The 20,996-nt window shown below is 68.3% G+C and carries 20 protein-coding genes; 8 read left to right on the forward strand and 12 right to left on the reverse strand.

The window, feature by feature from the left end; translation table 11 throughout:
* Positions 1–432 precede the first annotated feature (432 nt).
* The 3 genes from OG734_RS44520 to OG734_RS44530 all read left to right on the forward strand — a co-directional run bounded on the left by OG734_RS44520 (position 433) and on the right by OG734_RS44530 (position 3,923).
* Positions 433–1,584: an amidohydrolase family protein gene (locus tag OG734_RS44520; RefSeq protein ID WP_330293074.1), complete on the forward strand. Its 1,152-nt coding sequence runs from the start codon at positions 433–435 to the stop codon at positions 1,582–1,584.
* Positions 1,585–2,065: 481 nt separating this feature from the next.
* Positions 2,066–2,770 (forward strand): response regulator transcription factor, encoded by a 705-nt coding sequence (locus OG734_RS44525; RefSeq protein WP_330293075.1) that lies wholly within the window; start codon positions 2,066–2,068, stop codon positions 2,768–2,770.
* Positions 2,771–2,792: 22 nt separating this feature from the next.
* Positions 2,793–3,923, forward strand: coding sequence for a sensor histidine kinase (locus OG734_RS44530; protein ID WP_330293076.1), 1,131 nt, complete (start codon positions 2,793–2,795; stop codon positions 3,921–3,923).
* A gap of 547 nt (positions 3,924–4,470) precedes the next feature.
* Here OG734_RS44530 and OG734_RS44535 read toward each other — a convergent pair.
* Entirely contained in the window at positions 4,471–4,752 is a 282-nt protein-coding gene (locus tag OG734_RS44535) for a hypothetical protein (protein WP_330293077.1), read from the reverse strand.
* A 110-nt stretch (positions 4,753–4,862) separates the two neighbouring features.
* Here OG734_RS44535 and OG734_RS44540 point away from each other — a divergent pair, with 110 nt between their 5' ends.
* Positions 4,863–5,927: a quinone oxidoreductase family protein gene (locus tag OG734_RS44540; RefSeq protein WP_330293078.1), complete on the forward strand. Its 1,065-nt coding sequence runs from the start codon at positions 4,863–4,865 to the stop codon at positions 5,925–5,927.
* 446 nt (positions 5,928–6,373) lie between these two features.
* Here OG734_RS44540 and OG734_RS44545 read toward each other — a convergent pair whose 3' ends face one another.
* The 7 genes from OG734_RS44545 to OG734_RS44575 form a co-directional block, all read right to left on the reverse strand.
* Complete coding sequence (locus OG734_RS44545) at positions 6,374–7,327, reverse strand: amidohydrolase family protein (RefSeq protein WP_330293079.1); 954 nt, start codon at positions 7,325–7,327, stop codon at positions 6,374–6,376.
* Between the two features lie 55 nt (positions 7,328–7,382).
* Positions 7,383–8,969, reverse strand: coding sequence for a Na+/H+ antiporter (locus OG734_RS44550; RefSeq protein WP_330293080.1), 1,587 nt, complete (start codon positions 8,967–8,969; stop codon positions 7,383–7,385).
* A gap of 67 nt (positions 8,970–9,036) precedes the next feature.
* Positions 9,037–9,408 (reverse strand): DUF2255 family protein, encoded by a 372-nt coding sequence (locus tag OG734_RS44555; RefSeq protein ID WP_330293081.1) that lies wholly within the window; start codon positions 9,406–9,408, stop codon positions 9,037–9,039.
* Between the two features lie 91 nt (positions 9,409–9,499).
* Positions 9,500–9,685 (reverse strand): nuclear transport factor 2 family protein, encoded by a 186-nt coding sequence (locus OG734_RS44560; protein WP_330293082.1) that lies wholly within the window; start codon positions 9,683–9,685, stop codon positions 9,500–9,502.
* Between the two features lie 110 nt (positions 9,686–9,795).
* Positions 9,796–10,812: a zinc-dependent alcohol dehydrogenase family protein gene (locus OG734_RS44565; RefSeq protein ID WP_330293083.1), complete on the reverse strand. Its 1,017-nt coding sequence runs from the start codon at positions 10,810–10,812 to the stop codon at positions 9,796–9,798.
* 35 nt (positions 10,813–10,847) lie between these two features.
* Positions 10,848–11,255 carry a (R)-mandelonitrile lyase gene (locus tag OG734_RS44570; protein WP_330293084.1) on the reverse strand — a complete coding sequence of 136 codons (408 nt, stop codon included), beginning with the start codon at positions 11,253–11,255 and terminating at the stop codon, positions 10,848–10,850.
* A gap of 98 nt (positions 11,256–11,353) precedes the next feature.
* Positions 11,354–11,686: a carboxymuconolactone decarboxylase family protein gene (locus tag OG734_RS44575; protein ID WP_059083086.1), complete on the reverse strand. Its 333-nt coding sequence runs from the start codon at positions 11,684–11,686 to the stop codon at positions 11,354–11,356.
* 288 nt (positions 11,687–11,974) lie between these two features.
* On the opposite strand from OG734_RS44575, the gene OG734_RS44580 reads away from it, so the two are divergent.
* From OG734_RS44580 to OG734_RS44595, 4 genes are all read left to right on the forward strand, one after another.
* Positions 11,975–12,850 (forward strand): helix-turn-helix domain-containing protein, encoded by an 876-nt coding sequence (locus OG734_RS44580; protein WP_330293085.1) that lies wholly within the window; start codon positions 11,975–11,977, stop codon positions 12,848–12,850.
* A gap of 99 nt (positions 12,851–12,949) precedes the next feature.
* Positions 12,950–13,819, forward strand: a complete 870-nt coding sequence (locus OG734_RS44585) for a helix-turn-helix transcriptional regulator (protein ID WP_330293086.1) — start codon at positions 12,950–12,952, stop codon at positions 13,817–13,819.
* A 1,021-nt stretch (positions 13,820–14,840) separates the two neighbouring features.
* Entirely contained in the window at positions 14,841–16,079 is a 1,239-nt protein-coding gene (locus OG734_RS44590) for an MFS transporter (protein WP_330293087.1), read from the forward strand.
* Between the two features lie 137 nt (positions 16,080–16,216).
* Positions 16,217–17,179 (forward strand): SDR family NAD(P)-dependent oxidoreductase, encoded by a 963-nt coding sequence (locus tag OG734_RS44595; RefSeq protein ID WP_330293088.1) that lies wholly within the window; start codon positions 16,217–16,219, stop codon positions 17,177–17,179.
* 263 nt (positions 17,180–17,442) lie between these two features.
* Here the strand turns inward: OG734_RS44595 and OG734_RS44600 are convergent, their stop codons facing one another.
* From OG734_RS44600 to OG734_RS44615, 4 genes are all read right to left on the reverse strand, one after another.
* On the reverse strand, positions 17,443–18,375 hold the full coding sequence (locus OG734_RS44600; protein WP_330293089.1) for an NADP-dependent oxidoreductase: 933 nt from the start codon (positions 18,373–18,375) through the stop codon (positions 17,443–17,445).
* Between the two features lie 435 nt (positions 18,376–18,810).
* Positions 18,811–19,680, reverse strand: a complete 870-nt coding sequence (locus tag OG734_RS44605) for a helix-turn-helix domain-containing protein (protein WP_330293090.1) — start codon at positions 19,678–19,680, stop codon at positions 18,811–18,813.
* A gap of 183 nt (positions 19,681–19,863) precedes the next feature.
* Positions 19,864–20,559: a type 1 glutamine amidotransferase domain-containing protein gene (locus tag OG734_RS44610; RefSeq protein WP_330293091.1), complete on the reverse strand. Its 696-nt coding sequence runs from the start codon at positions 20,557–20,559 to the stop codon at positions 19,864–19,866.
* A gap of 25 nt (positions 20,560–20,584) precedes the next feature.
* The gene (locus OG734_RS44615; RefSeq protein WP_330293092.1) at positions 20,585–20,977 is read right to left on the reverse strand and encodes a nuclear transport factor 2 family protein; all 393 of its coding nucleotides are present in this window, start codon (positions 20,975–20,977) and stop codon (positions 20,585–20,587) included.
* Positions 20,978–20,996: the final 19 nt, after the last annotated feature.

Genomic DNA, 20,996 nt, shown 5'->3' on the forward strand with positions numbered 1-20,996 from the left:
CCCCGTCGGCCAGGCGGTCGGCGATGACGTGCTGCATGAAGGAACCGGCAGCCTGTTCACGACCTGGGTGGGGACAGCGGCGGCGGGGTCGGCGGCGATGCTCGCGGGTCCGTTCCACAGTCGACTGCCGGTCGGCGCGGCTGCATCGGCGCCATGGGGTTCCCACGCCTGAGTGCCGAATCGACCTGTTGGCCGCGACCGGCCCAGCCGAGGAGCGACTTGCCCGCTTGCACTCCCCGAGCGGCCTGCACCGCGCACTCGCACGCCCGTGGAGACAGCAGTCTCCATCGCGGCGGGGACCGTCGGCGTCCTGCGCGGGCCCTGCCCGGCCTGGCGACGGCGCCGTGACGCACGCACATACGACCTGACTCGCACATAGAAGGAAGAGGGGAACTCGAAATGAACCTGCGACGGAACATCTCGCGTCGAAGGATGATCGAAGGGGCATCGGCCGCGGCGCTTGTCACGGCGGCGGCGGCCACGGTGCCGACTGCCATGGCCAGTCCGGAGACGGCATCGTCCGGCTCGGGGCTGCCAAAGGGCAATTGGCGTATCGACACCCACGCCCACTACTCGCCCGACGTGTACAACGACTACCTGCAGCGCTACGGCCTCCTCGGCGCCATTACCGGGGCGTACGGTCCGTGGTCGGTCGAGCGGCACCTGGCCTTCATGGACGAGTACCGGATCCAGGCCAGCGTCCTGTCGTTCGGCGACCTCCAGGTCACCGTCGGCCCGGTCGACGACCGGCGCGCCACCGCCCGCGCGGTCAACGACTACGCCCACAACCTCGTGCAGACCCGTGGTGACCGGTTCGGGATCTTCGCGGTCACTCCGATGCCCGACATCGACGGCGCGGTCGCCGAGGTGGACCGCGCGCTCGGCGAACTGGATCTCGACGGCATCTGCCTGCTCACCAACTACAAGGGCACCTACCTCGGGGATCCTTCGTTCGCACCTCTGTACGAGATCCTCAATGACCGCCATGCCTACGTCTATGTCCACCCGACGGGTCCGGAGACGAACCCGGCTCCGAAGCTCTGCTTCGGCCCGGACATCCCGGCCGGGAACAACGTCTTCGAGTACACGTTCGATGCGACCCGCGCGATGACCAGCCTTATCTACAACGGTGTTCTGCGGGACTACCCGAACATTCGCTGGCACTTCACGCACTCCGGCGGGGCACTGCCGTTCCTGGCCTACCGGCTCGCGACACGGCACTCGGCCTTCCCGCCGTTCAACGAGGTGCTGCCCGAAGGCCCCCTCAAGTACATGAAGCGGCTGTTCTTCGACAACGCACAGGCGTTCACCGCCGCGCAGTTGGAGCCACTGGCGTCCCTCGTGCCCGCCGACCACATCATGTTCGGCAGCGACTGGCCGGCGACCCGCCACCTCTACGCGGCCGACAACGTGGAGACGATGCCCTTCCTCAAGGGCAGCCTGCCGATTCTCAAGACAGGCGACCCCGAACCGACCGTCGACGAGATCTACAGCCGGCGCCAGCGGATCGCTCTCGAGCGGGACAACGCCCTCGACCAGTTCCCGAAACTGAAGGCGCGTATACGCCGCGCCGGCCCGCGCTGAGCCGCGACCGCACGCCGAGCCCGCCGCCCGCTGCCCCGCCGATGGGCCGCGGGCGGCGCTCTGTGCAAAGGTCAGCGCCAGCCGACGGAGGGGCCACCGACGGAAATCGACGTCGCCTGGCCGGGTGAACGCGGCCCGCAGGATGGGGAAGGCGGTTCCTGATCTGCCCAGCGGCGGAGGCCGGTGCCGGGACCAGCATGGAGAAGGGGATCACGCTGCACCGGCCGGCTTGCTGCCGTACCCCGTTCCGCCTCGCCTTCCGCGTCTGCCTGCCCTGGCAGGTCGCCCGGCCCGCCGCCCGGCTGCTGCAGGAGATCGGTTCGGACGTCGTGCACATCCCGTCCCAACGATCGTCGCCGGCCACGACAGACACCGTACGCTGGCCGCAATCGAGGCTCGCTGCCTCCACGCCGCCGGTCACCCCGCGGCCATGACGACCCTCCGCCTCCCTCTTCCCACCCGGCGATGGAAAGCGAGCACGATGAGTACGCAGCGCGTTCTGGTCGTCGATGACGAGCCCAAGATCCGTATGACCGTGCGCGGTTACCTGGAGGCGGACGGGTTCCACGTCGTCGAAGCCGCGGACGGACCGTCCGCCCTGCAGGCGGTCACCCGTGACCTGCCGGACCTCGTGGTGCTCGATGTGATGCTCCCGGGGCTGGACGGATTCCAGGTCCTGCGCCGCATCCGGGAGGCGAGTCAGATCCCGGTGATCATGCTCACCGCCCGCGACGAGGAGGTCGACCGGCTGATCGGCTTCACCACCGGCAGCGACGACTACGTCACCAAGCCGTTCAGCCCCCGCGAACTGGCCCTGCGGGTGCGCGCCATCCTGCGGCGCACAGACAGCCGGTCCGAGGCGGCCGACGAGGACGGCGTCCTGCGCTTCGACGGGCTGACTGTCGACAGCGTGACGCGGACCGTGCTGGTCGATGCCGACCGGGCGGTGGAACTGTCCGCTCTCGACTTCGATCTGCTGTTCGCGATGGCCCGGGCCCCCGGACGGGTCTTCACCCGGCGCGGCCTGCTGGCCCAAGTATGGGGCGAGGACTTCTTCGGTGACGAGCGCGTCGTGGACGTGCACATCCGCACTCTGCGACGTGCGCTGGGCGACGACGCGGGCGCACCCCGGTTCGTGGGAACCGTCCGCACCATCGGCTACCGGTTCACAGGGCGCCCCGCCTAGCGGCCAGGAAGGACACCCACCCATGCCTGCCTCCCGCTTCCCGGCCTACCACCGGTCTCGTGCGCGGCTGCGCCGAATCATGGAGCGTCTGTCGTTCCGCAACCGGCTGGTGCTCTCGCACGTCATGGTGCTCCTTCTGGCACTGGCGGCCATGGCGGCGATCAGCGCGCTGATCGAGGTGTGGCTCGGTTTTGACGACGTCGAAGGCGACGTGGTCCTGCAGGTCGGCCTGTTGTTCGGAGTGGCCGCGGCGTTCCCGGCGTCCGTCGCCCTGTCCCGGTTTCTGCTGCGTCCGCTCGACAGGGTGCGTGCCGCCACGCGCCGGCTCGCCGAGGGACACTACGACGATGTCCTCGAACTTCCCAGCGAGCCGGGCCTGGCAGCGCTGGTCGAAGACGTCAACACGCTGGCGGCAGCCCTAGCCGACACCGAACGCCGCCGCGCCCGGCTGATCTCCGAGGTCGCCCACGAGATGCGAACCCCCATCACCCTTCTACGCGCCCAGATCGAGGGCGTGGCCGACGGTATCTTCGTCCCCGATGAGGCGATGTTCGCTTCCCTCGCCGACGACCTGTACCGGCTGCAGCGCTTGGCGGGCGACCTCTCCAGCCTGTCCCGGTCGGAGGAGGGCGCCTTCGTTCTTCACGGCAAGCTCACCGACGTGGCCATGGTGGCTCGGGCCACAGCCGAGCGACTGCGCCCCCAGTACGACGCCCAGCTGGTGACCCTCGTCGTGGACGCGGGCACACCCGTCGGCGCTTTCTGCGACCCGGACCGGATCACCCAGGTCCTGGTGAACCTGCTCGGCAACGCACTGGCCGCATCCGATCGGCACGGGCGTGTGGCGCTGTCCGTGCACGCTGAACCGTCTCCCGTGCCCCATGTGATCGTCCGTATCGTGGATGACGGCATCGGCATCGCCGAACACAACCTGGAGCGCATCTTCCACCGCTTCGAACGCCTTGAGCGTCCCGGCCGACCCGCTGCCGCCGGCGGTAGCGGCATCGGCCTGGCCATCGCCCGGGGCATCGCCCGAGCCCATGGCGGAGACATCACCGCGGAATCCGCCGGCCTGGGCAAGGGAGCAACGTTCTCCTTGCGCCTACCGCAGGAACCCGCCCCAGGGGGCGGCATGCCACCGGGCTCCCGCTGACTCCATCGACCTATCGAGTTATCGACCCCGGAGCGGAGGTGATGAGCAGGTCGCGGTCGTGAAGGACATCGAGGGAGTGCGCTCGGTGCGCGTCGCCGAGTTCGGAGACGGCGAGAGCGCGTGCGGCGACCGCGGCGCGTGACACGGTCAGCGTCCCGGGGATCGCTCGGTCCGCAGGCTTTCCCGGTGCACGGTCAGCAGGACCCACAGCGTGTGAGCGGGCGTCAGACGCTCCTCGGGCAAAGAGGTGCCCTGCCAACTCCCTTCCGCCGACACCAGGAGACGCGGCGCGGCCACCTCGACGGTGGTGACGGCGGATCCGGCCCCCCAGGGGCTTCCCCCACGGCGGCGTTACGCATGTGACGGGAAGTACCAGACATGAAGGCCATCGTGTACGAGGAGTTCGGCGGCTCCGAGGTCATGGCCGTCGCCGTCAACAGTTCGGACCACAGGATCCGCCGCGGCCGGCTGCAGCCCTGCTCCCCGGGCGCCGGCGGCAAGAGCCCGGCTTCACGGAAGCTTCATAGGCCGAGTGGTATGAGCTTTATCAGGCGGCTGTTGCCTGGCGGTCATGCAGGCTTTCCGCGTCCCGCCATCGACCGCCGTTGATCACGATGCTTTGCGGCACCTGACTACGGCGGTTCACGCCGCCCGGTCCGGTTCCGTCGTGCTCGGCGCGCTCCGTCATGTGGGGTGGGCGGAGCACGTAGAAGTCGTGGGGCAGACGCTTGCACCGGACCGGACTCGTGATCAGTCGGGACTTGCTCGCGAACCCGACGCTGTCGTTCGACCCGGACACGGCGGAGCGGATCTTCGAGCTGATGCTCACCCGCCCGAGATCAAGTGACCGATCGTCAGACTGATCGTCAGACCGATCAGTTTTCTGGCGGCTGTATGCAGCCCCCGATGAACCGCGTAACGATCTGAAGGAACGTGAAAGTGGAACAGACCATGATGGCGGTCCGCCTGTTCGAACATGGCGGTCCCGAGGTGCTCAAGTACATCGAGGCACCGATTCCCGAGGTCGGCCCCGACGACATCTTGATGCGCGTGCACGCCACGGCCGTCAACAGCTGGGATCTCCGATACCGCTCGGGCAACCTGCCGCAGCCGCTCCCGGGACGGCCCGCGTGGCCTCTGCCGTTCCAGCTCGGCCGGGACGCGGCCGGTGAAATCGTCGCCACCGGCGAGAACGTCACCCGGTGGAGCCCCGGCGACAGGGCGGTGCAGCTACCGCACCCGCCGTGCCGCAACTGCGCCCTGTGCGTACGCGGACTCGAAAACCTGTGCATCGACACCGCCTACCCCGGACACCAGGTCTTCGGCGGATACGCCCAGTACGTCGTGCGTCGCCAGGACGCGATCCTGCCCATCCCCGAGGGCATCGACTTCGAGACCGCCGCAGCCACCATGTGGTCCTACACCACCCCGCTCAACTGTGCGCGGCAAGCACCTGTCGGTCCCGGTGACACGGTGGTCATCACCGGCGCCAGCGGGGGGATGGCGATCGCCTGCGCACAACTGGCGAAGCTGAGCGGAGCCACCGTCATCGGCACCACCACCAAGCCGGACCGCGACGAAGCGCTCAGGAAGCTCGGCTACGACCACATCGTGCACTCCACCGATCCCCGACTGCCGGCACAGGTCAGGGAGCTGACGCACGGTCTGGGCGCGGACGCCGTCTGGGACTGTGTCGGCGGCAACGACTTCTTCCAGCTTTCCCTTGCCTGCATACGGCTCGGCGGTACGGTCATCGTCCTGGGTACACCGACCGACCAGGGATCCCGGCTCGAGCTGGACGCACTCGCGCTCATCGGCGGGCAGGTGAAGATCGCCAGCGTGCGCGGGGCGACCCTGCGGGACCAGCAGCTGTGCTTGGAACTGCTGGCAGACGGAAAGATCGAGCCGATCATCGACCGGGCCTATCCCCTGGCAGAGGCGGCTGAGGCCCACGCTTACCTGGAAAGCCATCGGCAGACCGGCAAAGTGCTTCTCCTGCCATGACCCCGGGTCGATCGCTGACGCCCGCACAAGGCGCGGTCAGGCGCGCCATCGAGACAATGCGGCAGGAAGCACGCCGTCGGCCCACCGGTCAGATCCACGCCGTCGGTTCCGCCTCCGGCCCGCTCATCGAGGTCCAATAGCGCGAACTGGGCTCCTGCGACCGGCTGTTCACCGTCATCGACGGCGGTGAAGGCAAGGAGGCCGGCGGAGGCCCCGCACCCCCGCCACCGTCGGTGGTGCGCAGGCCTCCGCCGAGTCGCAAGCGAATGAAGTGGACAACAATCGGGCGATTGCTGAAGTGGGCCAGCTGGCCCTGTGTCCAGCTGCTGACGATGCAACAGTCACCGACACGGTCCGAGGACCTGCACTGACCAGCAGCGATCAGCTGATTTCCAGTACGACTGGACCACCGGCCCATCGGCCCGAGGGTCGGCTTGCGTTCACCGTCATTTCCCCGAGAACAGGTGTTGGGCGTTGGCTGTGGTCAGGGAGCGCCATGTGGTTCCGTCCACTGGCGACTCGGCCGTGTCGATTGCCGCGATGTGGGCGTCGGCCAGTGGGGGAGGCGTCCAGCAGTAGTCGCTGCCGAACAGTACGCGGTCCGGATCGACGAGATTCAGCAGCGCGGGAACCTGGCGGGGGAAGGCAGTACCCGCCATGTCGTAGTACAGGCCCCGCAGTTGCTGCACCGCATCGGAGGCGGTCGGTTTCTGGGCGGGCAGGAACAGCCCCATGAACTCGTTGATGCGGTCGGCCAGGACGGGGATGGCACCCCCGCAGTGCGGGACGATCACCCGTAGGTTCGGATGACGGGTCAGGACGCCGGCCATGACCAGGTCGGTGACGGTGCGGGCGGTGTCGAAGATGTACTCGACCATCGGGCGTGGTCTGCCGAGCGCCGACTGTTCCCAGCACACCGGTGAGGTGGGGTGCAGGAAGACCACGGCCTGTCGGCGGTCGAGTTCCGCGAAGATCGGGTCGAGGCGCTGGTCGCCCAGGTAGACGCCGTGCGTGTGAGTCAGCAAGGCCACGCCGTCGGCGTCGAGTTCGGCGTAGGCGTAGGCGATCTCCTCCAGCGAGCGGTCCACGTCCGGCAGGGGAAGCGATACGAAGTTGCCGAAGCGGCCCGGGTGGTCCCGGGTCAGTTCGGCGGTGTACTCGTTGACGCGCCGGGCCAGGAGGCTGGCCGCCTTGTCGTCACCGAAGTGCACGCCGGGGGAGGACATGGACAGCATCGCGGTCTCGATGCCGTTGCGGTCCATCAGGTCGAGGTGCGCTTGCACGGACCACGACGGCCAGGTGCTCATGCCGTCGGGGTGGGCGTGGCCCGCTGCTGTGGCCTGCTGGACGTAGAAGTCGGGCAGGAGGTGGGCGTGGACGTCGATGAGGCCGGAGGGCATGACCGAGGGGGTCCTTTCGCGTCGGTCTTGGGGTGAGGGTGGGTTCGGGTTCGGCTCACTCCACCGGTTCGCGTCCGGCCAGCCGGACCTCTTCGTTGTCCAGGGCTGCCTGGAGGCGGCGCAGTACGGTGTCGTCGATGTGCCGTTCGTCGCGCAGGCGGACGACGGTTGCGCGTTTGTGGGCGATGAGGGCGAGGCGGAGATCGGTGTAGTGGCGGTTGTGGAGCAGGGCGGGATCTCCGTCGGAGCCCGCGCCTTGGGCCTGCACGGTGGCCAGGTGGGCCTCGTACTCCTGGCGCAGCCACTCCGTGACCTTCGGGGTGGTGCCCAGTTCGTCGGCGAGGTGCGGGAGCGCCCGGATGGCTTCCTCGGTCGCGGTGGTGTCGGCGAGGACCTCCTCCTCGTCGACGGAGGTGTCGTGCGGCAGCCGAGCCCAGCGCACCACGCCCGGCAGCAGCAGTCCCTGCACGACGAGGGTCACCACGATGACGCCTGAGGTGACGAAGACGATGAAGGCACGGTCGGGGAAGGGAGCACCGGAGTCGAGGGTCTCCGGAACCGAGAGCGCGACGGCGAGCGACACCGCGCCCCTGAAGCCCGCGAACCCGCTGACGACACGCGCCCGGTGACTGAGTCTCTGATCTCGTTGCTCAGGACGCCGGTCGATGGCGCGGATCAGGTAGGTGGAGGAGAACAGGAACGCGAACCGGACCGCGACCAGGACCACGCTGACCACTCCGATCGCGATCAAGGCGTCCTGGAGGTCGGACCGGTTCAAGTGGCGGAGCGAGTACTGGAGTTCCACTCCGACCAGGACGAACAGGGTGCCGTTGATGATGAAGGTGAGCAGTGGCCAGAAGGCCAGGGCCTGGCGGCGGTGCTCGGCACGGATGAGGGTCGGAGCCACCTGAGCCATGATCAGCCCGCTCACGACGACCGCGAGCACGCCCGAGGCGTGGATCAGCTCAGCGAGCAGATATGCCGTGAACGGCGCCAGGATCATGACGAGGTTGCCCAGCAGGGGATCGTCCAGGCGCCTCCGCAGGTTCATGTTGATCCACGCGACCGCCACGCCGACAGCGGCTCCTCCGCCGTAGGCCAGCAGGAACAGCGCGCCGACGTGCGGAAGGGTGAGGTGTTCCTCGCCGACGGTGATCCCGACCGCCAGGCCGAAGATGACCAGCGCGGTGCCGTCGTTGACGAGGCTTTCGGCACGCAGCACAGTGACCTGGCGGCGCGGCAGAGAGCGGGCCAGGACGCCCACCGCGGTCGCGTCGGTGGGAGCCACGGCCGCACCCAGCGCCCACGCCGGCCCCCACGGCAGCCCGAGCGCGTGCCCGGCGACCGCGACGGCCCCCGCGGTGAGGATCACCAGGACCGTGCTGAGCAGGGCGATTCCACGCAGATTCGTACGGATCTCCCGCATGGACGTGGTGAGGCTCTCCCAGTACAGCAACACCGGAAGGAAGAGCAGCAGCACCACTTCCGGGGGAAGTTGCGTCTGGCGCGCGGCGGGGACCAGCCCGACCAGAGCACCCACGACAAGCAGCACCACGGGCGGTGCGACGCCCAGGCGCTGCGCGACGAACTGGCCGACCAGCACGGCCACACCCAGGAGTACGACGAGTTCGAGACCGATCATGGGGCTTGCTCCTGAGTAGGGCGGGCCACTGGCGTAAGTCCGGTGGCCGCCACCGGGCACGTCTTGCTCATCTGGGCACCAGCTTCAGCGTCGTCGGGCGTGCCGCCACTATGGGATCGACATACGCGCCACCGAAGCGGCCGTACTTGGTGCGGTACGCGGTGTCGATACGGTCGTCGATGCCGGAGCCCGCCACCTCGACGAAGGTGACGTCCTTGTCGACGCCGCCGGATCGGATGTGCCCCTCATGGTTCGCGAGTGCCGCGCGCCACCAGCCGCCGTCCGTACCCCGGAAGGAGCGGACGTACAGGTCGTCACCGTCGCGGACGACCCAGATCGGCACCGGTCGGCGCAGGGTGCCGTTGCGCCGGAGCGGTGCCATCTCCAACTCGTCGGCCCCGGCGATGCGGTCGAGTTCGTCGCTCGTCCATGTCGTCATCGGTGTTCTCCGATCTTCTGGTGATCCCGTGAGAGTGCGATGAATCTCGTCACGGTCGTCGGACCGGTCCGCAGCAGCGGCACACCTGTGGTCAGGCGGGAGTGGTGGTGTTCTTCTCCGGCCCGATGCGACGCCCGGACCAGGGCGTCAGTGCCGGGTTGCCCGGTATCGTCCACGTCGCGTCGGGAGCGAAGCGGGCGAGGATCCGCTCCATGTCGCGTGTGCCGAGGGCGTCGAAGTACGCCTCGACGGTGGTGATCGCCTCGCTGCTGGCCATGACTGTCGGTCCGTTCTGCCGGGTGGCGGCGATGGGAGGTGCCGCCGCTGGTTGGCGCCGACGGCGGTGTGCACGGCCGAGTCGGCGCCCACCGCCGCCAGGGCTTCACGTCAGGGACGCAGCAGCGTCTTGATGGCGCGGCGCTCGTCCATGGCCTTGTAGCCCTCGGCGGCCTTGTCCAGGGGCAGGATGAGGTCGAAGACCTTGCCCGGGTTGATACGGCCGCTGAAGACGCGGTCGATCAGGTCGGGAAGGTAGGCGCGCACGGGGGCGGGGCCACCGCGCAGGCCGACGTGGGAGAAGAAGAGCTCTTGGCCGTCGATCTGAGAGCCGTGCGGGAAGCCGACGAAGCCGACGTTGCCGCCGGGGCGGGTGGACTGCAGGGCTTGGTGCAGCGACTCCTGGGTGCCGACGCACTCGAGGACCGAGTCGGCGCCGATGCCGTTCGTCAGTTCCTTGACGCGGGCGACGCCTTCCTCGCCCCGCTCGGTGACGATGTCGGTGGCGCCGAACTCCAGGGCCAGCTTCTGCCGTGACTCGTGCCGGCTCATGGCGATGATCCGCTCGGCGCCCAGTTCCTTCGCGGCGATGACGCCGGACAGGCCCACCGCGCCGTCACCGACGACCACGGCAGTCGAACCGGGCCTGACCTCGGCGGCCTTCGCCGCGTACCAGCCGGTGCCCATGACGTCGGACAGGGCCAGCAGGTCGGGGATCAGCTCCTCGGCGGGCTCCTCCGGGGTGACGACCAGGGTGCCGTCGGCGAGGGGCACGCGGACGTACTCGGCCTGGGCGCCGTTCACCCACTGCGCGTGCTGACAGGAGGTGTGGTAGCCGAACTGGCAGATCTGGCAGGTGTTGTCGGAGGCGACGAAGGAGCCGATGACGAACTGGCCCGGCCGGACGGTCGAGACGTCGCTGCCGACCTCCTCGACGATTCCGACGTACTCGTGGCCGATCGGCTGCGGTTCGGCGACCGGCAGGACGCCCCGGTAGCTCCACAGGTCGGAGCCGCACACGCAGGCGGCGACGGTGCGGATGACCGCGTCCGTCGGTGCCGTGATCTTCGGCTCGGGAGCGTTCTCCACCCGGATGTCACCGGGTGCGTGAATGATGGTTGCTCGCATGGTGCCTTCCCAGCTCTTGTCGGTCTGTCGTGGTGTCAGGGGCGGGTACGGGTGCTGACGCGCCGGCCGTAGTAGTCGTCGTCCGAGACGTGTTCGAGCCACGTGGCGTCGTCCGTCTCCCACAGGGCGAGATGGGTCATGAACTGGTCGGGCGCGGCACCGTGCCAGTGCTCCTCACCCGGGGGTGTGTGGATGATGTCGCCGGGGTGAGCTTCGATGATGTCGCCGCCACGGGACTGCACCAGCGCGATGCCCTCGACGATGTGGAGGGTCTGGCCAAGGCCGTGGGAGTGCCAGGCGGTGCGGGCGCCGGGAGTGAACCGGACCATGTTGGCCCGCATCCGGGAGGGCTCCTCACCGCGGTAGATCACATCGGCGTAGGCGTCGCCGGTGAACCACTCGGCAGGAAGCTTCATGGTAGGAGGCTGCTTCAGCAGTTCCATGGGGTGTCGTCCCTCTGGTGTGGTGCTGCCGCCGGGCCGTGCGGCGGCGGTGTGTGGGGGAGAGCCCGCGATGTGGGGTGCGTGCGGGCGGAGGAGCATCAGCCGGACTGGTCGGACTTCTCCACGATCTCCTTGAGCTGAGTCATCGCGGTCATGGCGTTGGGCCATCCGGCGTAGAAGGCCAGATGGGTGATGGCCTCGACCAGTTCGTCCTTGGTCACGCCGTTCTCCAGCGCCTTGCCGAGGTGGAAGCCGAGCTGGTCTGTTCGGTACAGGGCGGCGAGAGCGGTGACGGTGACCAGACTGCGGTCGCGTGGGGACAGACCCGGCCGCTCCCAGATGTCACCGAACAGCACCGTGTCGGTCACCTCCGCGAGCTTGGGGGCGAACTCCTGGATGGCCGGCGGCGCGAACTTCTTCCGTTCGGACATGGGATGGTGCTCCTTGCGTGTATGTGGGGGGATTCAGGCTGCCCGGCCTTCGACCGGGGAAATACGGAATATCAGTGACGTGCGGAAAGTAATTCCGTCCCGGGGTCGGCCGTCCCGCCTTTTCGGGTGCATGCTCTCCGCAGACCGATTCTGGTCGCCGCACACGCCATCGACCCTGCCCCTTTTGAGGGAATCCGCAAAGGGGAGAATTTCATCCTGGGCATCACTTATCCAGGGTAGAGATCCTTACCCCCCTCGTGCAGACCGAGCGGTGCGACACTGGCTGACATGACCAGCGACGCGCATCTGAACGGGCTGGGAGAATTCCTCAAGGCGCGGAGGGCGGAGTTGACCCCGCGCACGGTCGGTCTGCCCGATACCGGTGGCCGGCGTGTGCCTGGCCTGCGCAGGGAGGAAGTTGCGCGGCTCGTCGCCATCAGCACTGACTACTACACACGGCTGGAACAGGGCCGTATCCAGCCGTCAGCGTCAGTGCTGGCCGCTCTCGCCCGTGTCCTGCATATGGATGATCACCAGCGTGACCACCTGTTCGAGCTGGCCGGCCGGCAGAGGGCGCGACACCGTAGCCAGGCCGTACAGAAGGCTCAACCCCAGTTGCGCCGCCTGCTCGACGATCTCACCGCGAGTCCCGGCGTGGTGATCGGCCGCAGTATGGACATTCTGGCGTGGAACCCGCTCGCCGCCGCCCTGCTGACCGATTTCGCGAAGGTGCCGGAAGGCAAGCGGAACTGCGCCCGTATCCTCTTCACCGATCCCTCCATGCGGACGCTGTACGCGGACTGGCGGGCCGTCGCCCGTGGCTGTGTGTCCCATCTGCGTATGACGGCCGCCAAATACCCGGACGATCCGCGGCTGATCAGTTTGGTCGGCGAACTATCCGTGCAGGACAGGGACTTCGGGCAGTGGTGGGGAAGCCGTCACCTGCCGTCGCGCAGGCTGGGCATGAAGAGGTTCCACCACCCCGTCGTCGGTGAACTGGTCCTCGACTGGGACATCTTCACCTGCAGCAGCGATCCCGATCAGGAACTCGTCGTCTGGACGGCGGAGCCCGGCACGCCGTCGTACGACGGGCTACGTGACCTCGCCTCACGGGCCTCCGGCCGACTCGGCGGGCCCGTCGGCCGGTCCGGTCGACTGGTCTGATCCGGCGCCGCGAGCTTGGGAGCAACAAGGTGAATTCCCGAACCCTGGGAGAAAATTCTCCCCCTCATTTTTCGGGTGAATGCTGCGACACTGGCTGCTATGTACAGCGAAGCGCATTTGCCTGAACTGGGAGAATTCCTCAAGGAGCGCCGAGCCCAACTCAGCCCGCGGACCGTGGGCCTGCCCGAGTCCGGGGCACCGCGGCGCGTGCCGGGGCTGCGCCGTGAGGAGGTCGCCCAACTCGCGGGGATCAGCACGTACTCCTATGCGCGGTTGGAGCAGGGGCGTGCCCCTGTGCCGAGGTCTGTGCTCATCGCTCTGGTCCGTGTCCTGCACCTCGATGACGACCAGCGTGACCACCTGTTCGAGCTGGCCGCGAGCGGGGAGTCTGAACCGCGCCGCCGACCGGCGCAGAAGGTCCACCCGCAGCTCAGGCGCATCCTGGACGAGCTGACAGCGACTCCCGCGCTCGTCCTGGGCCGGCACCTGGACATCCTCGCCTGGAACCCTCTGGCTGCCGCCCTGCTCACCGACTTCGACCGGGTCCCCGAGAAGAAACGCAACTACGCCCGGCTGCTCTTCACCGACCCCGCCTTCCGGGAGATCTACCTCGACTGGAGGACGAACGCTCGGACCTGCGTCGCCCACCTGCGCGTGGAGGCCGCCAGGAGCCCTGGCGACCCCGGGTTGGCCGCACTCGTCGGCGAGCTCTCGATGGCCGACGCCGACTTCCGGCAGTGGTGGGCAGGCCGCCAGATGACCGGCCTACGGATGGGTACCAAGAGGCTGCGACACCCGCTCGTCGGCGACCTCACCCTCGACTGGGACAGCCTGACCTGCACAGCCGACCCCGCACAGAAGTTGGTGATCTCGACCGCCGATCCAGGGACCCCGTCCCATGACGGACTTCTCTTCCTTGCGTCATGGACTACGGACCCGAATCAGCCGGCACGTGATGCGGCAGCTTGACCGGGGCAGGGGACAGTCGGCTCGCGCCGTCGTGTCGGCCTTGACCTGCAGGGTGCGTCCCTTCCGTACGGCCGCCAGCCGCCGGACGGGGGGCCGAGGGCGAGGTGCGGGCACGGGCTGAGACCGGCTCGCCCTGGTCGATCCGGCCGGCCGGCTGACGCAGCTCAGCTACGACTACGGCGGCTACGCCGTTGAACCCCGGAAGCTACCGAGGCCCTGTCAAGATCCGTCTCACCGGCCACCGTTACACCTCTACGGCCGTGCCCGAGCAGACCAGAGTGATACCTGCCGACGGTACCGCGACGTTCCCCGTGGCGGTCCCGATGCCCTGTAAGGCTGGTGCCGCGCCTTTCTCTGCAGGGGGGAAGAATCTGTCCCCTGGATAACGAGTACCGGGGAGAGGAATTATCGTCTTTACTTTCCCCTGGACATGAGGAACTTTATTGTCCGAAGCAGAGCTGCGGAGATGGATACGCGGACGTGATGCACGTGCCCCATCAGAGGTCGCGTTGTCGCCACATTTCGCCTTCGGGGCGATGACGAACGCCGGTGTTCTGTCGGGGCTCGGGCCGAAGGAGCGAGTCACAGATGACCAGAGCCGCACCTGCACCGAGAAGTGCCGTCCCCGCCTCAAACCGTGGCTGCGCCTGGCCGTCGTCGCGTCGGCGGGCGGGCTGTTGGTCATGTGCGTCAACAGTTCCTTCGGAATCTTCCTGACAGGCATGGTTCTCATCGGCGCCGCCCGCTCATCCCGCAGTCCGCCCGCGCCCTGCAGAGCGAACTGACCCGGCACTTTGCACCCACGTCCTGCCCGGCGCGCCATACCGCTACCACCTCGACAGGTGGGGTCCGGCGGAGACCAACCACCTGGCCGCCGAGGCCGCTGACTGCCCCTGGAACAGGCCTGCAGGGCCTGCTCCGAAAGGCCGGCCGAGCGCCACGAAAGCCTCCGCTGTCCTGTAGAAGAGATCCGCCTCACCCTGAAGATGCCGTCGACTCGCACTCACCTGGACACCCACTAATGGCCACCCCGGACACCCCCACGCCGCCCACCGCGAGCGCCCCCGAAGCCGTCGACAGGAACAGAACGAGCCGCGGCCTGACTCTGCTGTTCGCGATCGCCGGCGGCACCGCGGTCGCCAACCTCTACTGGGCACAACCGCTCCTCGACTTCATCGGCCATGACCTGCACACCTCCACCGCGCTGGCAGGCTGGCTCGTGACAGTCACACAGATCGGCTACGCGGCCGGAGCACTGCTGCTGGTGCCACTCGGCGATGTCCTCGACCGGCGCCGGTTCATCCCCGGGCTGATGCTCTGCGCGGCCCTCGCCCTCATCGCCTGCGCACTCGCTCCGTCCATCGGCGCGCTCTTGGTCGCGACCACTCTCCTGGGCCTGACCACGGTCAGCGGTCAGCTGCTCACCCCGCTCGCCGGTGACCTCGCCGACGACACCAACCGCGGGCAGGTGGTCGGGACCGTGGTCTCCGGGCTGCTCATCGGCATCCTCACCTCCCGCACCATCAGCGGACTCATCGCGGATGCAGCCGGATGGCGCGCCATCTACTTCGTCGCCGCAGCGGTCTCCGTCGCCTTCGCGTTGGTCCTCAGCCGCGCGATCCCTTCGCTCGCCCCGAAGGCTCACCTGTCCTACCCGCAGTTGCTGGTCTCGGTCTGGCAGGTGATCCGGCAGGAGCGGGCAGTGCGCTGGACCCTGTTCCTCGGTGCCACCGCCTTTGGTGTCTTCACCATGTTCTGGACTGCGCTGACCTTCCTGCTCAGCGCGCAGCCGTTCTCCTATTCGGTCTCCGTCATCGGCCTGTTCGGCCTCATCGGGCTGGCCGGGGCGCTGGCCGCCCAACGCGCGGGGCGGCTCCACGACCGGGGCCGGTCCATGCCGGCGACCGGATGGGGATGGGCCGTGATCGTGATCTCCTTCGTCGTCGCGGCCTTCGCCGACCATTCCGTAGCGGGGATCATCGTGGCCATCGTGCTGCTCGACATCGCAGTACAGGGCGTGAACATCCTCAACCAGACACGGCTGTTCGCGGTCGCGCCGCAGGCCCGAAGCCGCCTCAACACGGCCTTCGTCACCTGCAACTTCATCGGCGGCGCGGCCGGCTCCGCCGCCGCGTCCGTCCTGTGGTCCGTCGGCGGCTGGACCGCCGTCTCCCTGACCGGGGCAGGCCTCGGTTGCGTCGCGCTCCTCGTGTGGGCCCTCGGCCGCCGAGGACCGCTTCTCAACGAGCGAAGCGACTGAATCGAGGACCTGTCCTGTTCCCGGACGACCCTCTCGACCGGCTCATCGGGACCGTCGACGCACGGCTCGCCGAGTTGCGGGCGGCCGGCTTCGAACATCAGGATTTTTCCGCTGCTCTAGTTTGGAGCGTTTTGGGCATGACCACTGCACAGCACAAGATCGGCTCCGGTTTCGACGCCACAAGCACCGCCGACGACGTCCTCCAGGGCATCGACCTGAGCGGGAAGCTCGCGATCGTCACCGGTGGCTACTCGGGCATCGGCCTGGAGACCACCCGTGCGCTCACCCGGGCCGGCGCCCGCGTCGTCGTCCCTGCGCGTCGGCCGGTGGATGCGCGGGAGGCATTGGACGGGGTTCCCGGCGTCGAGGTGGACGAGCTGGACCTCGGTGACCTGGAAAGCGTGCGCGGCTTCGTCGAGCGGTTTCTCGCTTCCGGCAGGGCCGTCGATGTCGTCATCGACAGCGCCGGGATCATGGCATGTCCCGAAACGAGGGTCGGGCCCGGCTGGGAGGCGCAGTTCGCGATCAACCACCTCGGCCACTTCGCCCTCGTCAACGGTCTGTGGCCGGCTCTCGAAACCGGCGGCGCACGTGTCGTCTCCGTGTCCTCCGGCGGTCACCACATGTCCGGCATCCGCTGGGACGACATCCATGGGAAGCACGGCTACGACAAGTGGCAGGCGTACGGGCAGGCCAAGACCGCGAACGCGCTCTTCGCCGTGCACCTCGACAGGCTCGCCAGGGACTCCGGCGTCCGCGCCTTCGCCCTCCATCCCGGCGTCATCATCACGCCGCTCCTGCGGCACGTGGCTGAAGAGGAGAAGGTGGAGTTCGGCTGGTTCGACGAGGACGGCAACCTGCGGAACCCCGGGTTCTTCAAGAACCCGCAGCAGGGCGCGGCCACGCAGGTCTGGGCGGCGACGTCACCCCAGCTCGTCGGCCTGGGCGGCCTCTACCTCGAGGACTGCGATGTCGCCGAGCCCGCTCCCGCGGACGGTGAGATGCGCGGTGTGAAGGACTGGGCGATCGACCCCGAACAGGCAGTGCGCCTTTGGGAGTTGTCGGCGCAACTGACGGGGGTGAACGCGTTCACCGCGTAGCGTGTGTCAGGAGCGGGGCCCCCCGGACGCTCCCCGCTCCTGACTCCCCGACATTGGGTGAGCAGCGCCGGCCCGCATGATCGTGGCCACCGGCGCCATGGGCGGCGCCGGTACCAGTGTGGTGCGGCTCCTCGCGAAGGATCCGGCTGGTGGTCCGGCTCTGACCGATTCGGCGCGATTGCGGCCGGACGTCGTTCGACGTCCGGCCGCAACAGTGAGGTGACGCTGAGGGCCGCCGCCCCTGTGCCCGTACTTGACTCCGTTCAGAACGTCAGGACCAGTCGGCCCCGCACGCCGCCCGCGGCGAGGAGCCGGTGCGCCTCGGCGGCCTGTTCCGCCGGGAACGACTTGGCGACCCGGAGTGTGATGAGGTCGTCCTCCACCTGCTGCCGGAGCCGGTCGAGCTTGGTGCGCTCCCGGGCGTATCGGAACACGACGATCGGCTCGTAGGCGATGTCTCGTTCGCCGGGGCCGTCGTAGCCGCGCAGGGTCACCACCCGGCCGCCGTCGCGGACCGCCCGAGCGGTGAGAGCGCCGAGCGACGCGCCGTCGAGCAGTCCGTCGACGCCCTCCGGGATCTCTGCGCGTACTCGGTCCGGGTACTCGGCGCCGCGGCGGAGTACGACGTCGGCACCGAGTTCCTTGATCAGGGCCTCGTCCTGTTCCGAGGCGTCGGCCACCACCCGCAGCCCGTCCGCCTTGGCCAGCTGAACGGCGTAGCCGCCGACCGCGCCGGCCGCTCCGGTGATCGCGACGGTCTGTCCAGGCTCCAGGCCGAGCGTGTCCAGGGCCAGGCGCGCGGTCAGGCCGTTCATCGGCAGCGACGCGGCCTGTACGTCGCTCGCGCCGTGGGGAGCGCGGACGACCGACTCCGCCGGGACCACGACCTGCTCGGCGTACGCACCGCGGGAGCCGTCGGCGAGCACGATCGCCATCACGCGGTCGCCGACGCTCAGATCCGTGTCCGTACCCGCGCCTATCTGGTCCACGACCCCCGATGCTTCCATGCCGGGAACGAACGGCGGTTGGGCGTCCGGCGACCGGGCGGGTCCGCTGCGCTGGAGGGCGTCGATCGCGTTGACGGTCGCGGCGTGCACACGGATGCGCACTTCGCCCGGCCCGGCATCGGGGGCAGGCAGCTCAAGAACCTGAAGTACGTCCGGCCCACCGAATTCCGTGAAACCTACAGCCTTCATTCGAAGCACCTCATTGCTATGCGGTCGTTGAGGTGTCCGACCTTTCCCTCTCGCGTGCGCCCGGAAAAGGGGAAGGTTTCTTGGCTGGGATGCGGCGATAGGGGGGACGAGTCCTTCCCCCCATGACACTGGTGCCGGCGGAAGACGCGATGCTCCTCGCGGTCGCGCTCTGGCCATAACGAACGGGCTCGGCGTCCGAGCGCCCAGACGACGAGGACGAAGCAGCTGAGGGCCATGCCGACGATGGTCACGACCGTCCAGCCGCCCGTCGCCCACATTGCCCTCGCGGCGGCCGAGCCGATCGCGCGGCCGAGGAAGTCGCTTGCCGCAAAGGCCGTATTCTCCGCTGGACGGGGCTCCGTACGGGAGGCAGGCCGGTGAGATGCTCTCTTTTGCCAGGGAATTGCTCCCCTGCGGACGTAAGTGTGAGAGGGCTCAGGTGGCGGTGTCGGACGTCGTCGGCTTCTGGTCCGCGGCCCAGGAGGCCAGGAGGCGCAGTCCGTCGTGGGACGGGGTGCCGGGTTCGGCGTTCCACACGATGATGTGCTGGTCGGGGTCCGTGCCGCAGGTGAGCGTGTTCCAGTCGAGTGTCAACTCGCCCACCACCGGGTGATGAAGCTTCTTGACGCCCTTGCCCCGCATCGCGACATTATGCGCGGTCCACCACTGCCGGAACTGTGCGTCACGGGCGGAGAGCTCCTCGACCAGAGCGGTGAGGCGCTTGTCGTCGGGGTAGCGCGCGCTCTCCATGCGCAGCTGGGCGATGGCCAGCCGGGTGACCTCTTCCCAGTCGGCGTACAGCTCGCGCATCCAGGGTTCGGTGAACAGCAGTCGGACGAACACGCGCTCCTGCTCCGGGTAGCGCCCGAAATCGGTCCACAGGGCGGCGGCGAGCTTGTTCCAGCCCAGGATGTCGGTGCGCCGGCCGATGACGAAGGCAGGGGAGGCGGTGAGATCGTCCAGCATGCGCTGCAACTGCGTATCCACCTGCTGGCGAGCACCTGACGCGGAGGGGCGCACCCTCTCTTTTGCCGCGAGGTCGAAGAGGTAGGTGCGCTGATCGTCGTTCAGGCGGAGCGTCTTGGCGATTTCGTCGAGCAGGGGAGCTGATGCCTGGAGACGGCCCTGCTCGATCCGTGTGTAGTACTCGGTGCTGATCGCGGCGAGAAGGGCCACTTCCTCACGGCGCAGACCGCTTACACGCCGTCGTTCCCCGGCGCGGAGTCCGACCTCGGAAGGACTGAGCTCGGCACGGCGGGCCTTGAGGAACTCACCCAGCTCGTTCAGATGAGGGTTGCGGTTCATGATTTGCAGCCTCGCACAAAAGCCTGGCGCTGTAAGGGGGAGAGATCCTATCTATGTTGGGCTTTACCCATATATGAGAATGGTATCGACTTCGACCTGTACGGCAAAAGACAGAAAGGGACTCGGCGGCCCGGGGAGTGCATACCGGGCCGCCGAGTGAGCACACGAAGCTGTGGAGTCAGCTCACAGTGCTTTGAGCAGTTCCTGGGCCAGGGGTACCGCCGAGCCCGGGTTCTGGCCCGTGTACAGGGTGCGGTCGGTCTCGACGTGCGGGGCGAACGGCTCGGTCTCGCGGTAGTCCGCGCCGAGCTCGTTGACGAGGCGGTCCTGCAGCAGCCACTTCGCGCGGTCCGCGAGACCGTTCAGCTTCTCCTCGGCGTTGGAGAGGCCGGTCATCCGGTAGCCGGCGAACGGGGAGGTCCCGTCCGGGCCGATGGTGGCCAGCAGTGCTGCGGGTCCGTGGCAGACCAGGGACACCGGCTTGCCCGAGGCGAGCCACTCGATGAGCAGCTTGCCGGAGGCGGCGTCGTCGGGCAGGTCTTCCATCGGGCCCCAGCCGCCGGGGTAGAACACGGCCACGTAGTCGTCGATGTCGACGTCTTCGATGCGCATCGGGTGCGCCAGCTCGGTCGCCTCGCGCAGGGCGGTGCGCATGCGCTGCGCGCCGTCCTCGCCGCCGTTGAAGTCCGGGGTGAGGCTGAGGGCATCCGCCGTGGGCGGCACTCCGCCGGGTGTAGCCGCCGCGATCTCGAATCCGGCCTCCTTGAAAACCTGGTAGGGGCCGATTGCTTCCTCGGCCCAGAAGCCGGCCGGCTGTTGGGTTCCGTCAGCCAGCGTCCAGTGGTCGGATGCGGTGATCACGAAAAGGATCTTCGCCATGGTTACAGATCTCCCGGTGACGGTCTCAGCCCTTGAGGGCTTCTTGGAGGATGTGGCTGTCGGCGGCCTGCTGCATCCGTACGGCCTTGCCGTCCTGGACGGTCCACAGGTGGATGAACCGGACGTCGGCCTTGTTCCCGGTCTTCGTCTCGGCGTGGTAGTGCCCGAACACGAAGACATGCCCTTCGTCGTCGGCGTAGAACTCCTCGGGCACCGCGCCGAAGGACTCGTAGTTCGGCATCGTCCTGCCGAAGAAGTCCTTCGCCGCGCTGGCCCAGCCGTGGTAGACGCCGCTGTTCGGGAAGCCCGGGGTGATGTCCCAGACGAGGTCCGGCGCCATGACCTCATCGGTCACTTCCGGGGCCATCCCGGATTCGTACAGACGGCGGATGAGGGCGAGGTTCGGGGAGTCGGACATGCGTTACTCCTTGCGGGGG

This window comes from Streptomyces sp. NBC_00576, assembly GCF_036345175.1.
GTDB lineage: Bacteria > Actinomycetota > Actinomycetes > Streptomycetales > Streptomycetaceae > Streptomyces.

Bases quoted from the DNA above. Each gene is read 5' to 3' on its own strand.
- OG734_RS44520 (WP_330293074.1), top strand. From the start codon at position 433: ATGATCGAAGGGGCATCGGCCGCGGCGCTTGTCACGGCGGCGGCGGCC.
- OG734_RS44525 (WP_330293075.1), top strand. From the start codon at position 2,066: ATGAGTACGCAGCGCGTTCTGGTCGTCGATGACGAGCCCAAGATCCGT.
- OG734_RS44530 (WP_330293076.1), top strand. From the start codon at position 2,793: ATGCCTGCCTCCCGCTTCCCGGCCTACCACCGGTCTCGTGCGCGGCTG.
- OG734_RS44545 (WP_330293079.1), bottom strand. From the start codon at position 7,327: ATGCCCTCCGGCCTCATCGACGTCCACGCCCACCTCCTGCCCGACTTC.
- OG734_RS44550 (WP_330293080.1), bottom strand. From the start codon at position 8,969: ATGATCGGTCTCGAACTCGTCGTACTCCTGGGTGTGGCCGTGCTGGTC.
- OG734_RS44555 (WP_330293081.1), bottom strand. From the start codon at position 9,408: ATGACGACATGGACGAGCGACGAACTCGACCGCATCGCCGGGGCCGAC.
- OG734_RS44560 (WP_330293082.1), bottom strand. From the start codon at position 9,685: ATGGCCAGCAGCGAGGCGATCACCACCGTCGAGGCGTACTTCGACGCC.
- OG734_RS44565 (WP_330293083.1), bottom strand. From the start codon at position 10,812: ATGCGAGCAACCATCATTCACGCACCCGGTGACATCCGGGTGGAGAAC.
- OG734_RS44570 (WP_330293084.1), bottom strand. From the start codon at position 11,255: ATGGAACTGCTGAAGCAGCCTCCTACCATGAAGCTTCCTGCCGAGTGG.
- OG734_RS44575 (WP_059083086.1), bottom strand. From the start codon at position 11,686: ATGTCCGAACGGAAGAAGTTCGCGCCGCCGGCCATCCAGGAGTTCGCC.
- OG734_RS44580 (WP_330293085.1), top strand. From the start codon at position 11,975: ATGACCAGCGACGCGCATCTGAACGGGCTGGGAGAATTCCTCAAGGCG.
- OG734_RS44585 (WP_330293086.1), top strand. From the start codon at position 12,950: ATGTACAGCGAAGCGCATTTGCCTGAACTGGGAGAATTCCTCAAGGAG.
- OG734_RS44590 (WP_330293087.1), top strand. From the start codon at position 14,841: ATGGCCACCCCGGACACCCCCACGCCGCCCACCGCGAGCGCCCCCGAA.
- OG734_RS44595 (WP_330293088.1), top strand. From the start codon at position 16,217: ATGACCACTGCACAGCACAAGATCGGCTCCGGTTTCGACGCCACAAGC.
- OG734_RS44600 (WP_330293089.1), bottom strand. From the start codon at position 18,375: ATGAAGGCTGTAGGTTTCACGGAATTCGGTGGGCCGGACGTACTTCAG.
- OG734_RS44605 (WP_330293090.1), bottom strand. From the start codon at position 19,680: ATGAACCGCAACCCTCATCTGAACGAGCTGGGTGAGTTCCTCAAGGCC.
- OG734_RS44610 (WP_330293091.1), bottom strand. From the start codon at position 20,559: ATGGCGAAGATCCTTTTCGTGATCACCGCATCCGACCACTGGACGCTG.
- OG734_RS44615 (WP_330293092.1), bottom strand. From the start codon at position 20,977: ATGTCCGACTCCCCGAACCTCGCCCTCATCCGCCGTCTGTACGAATCC.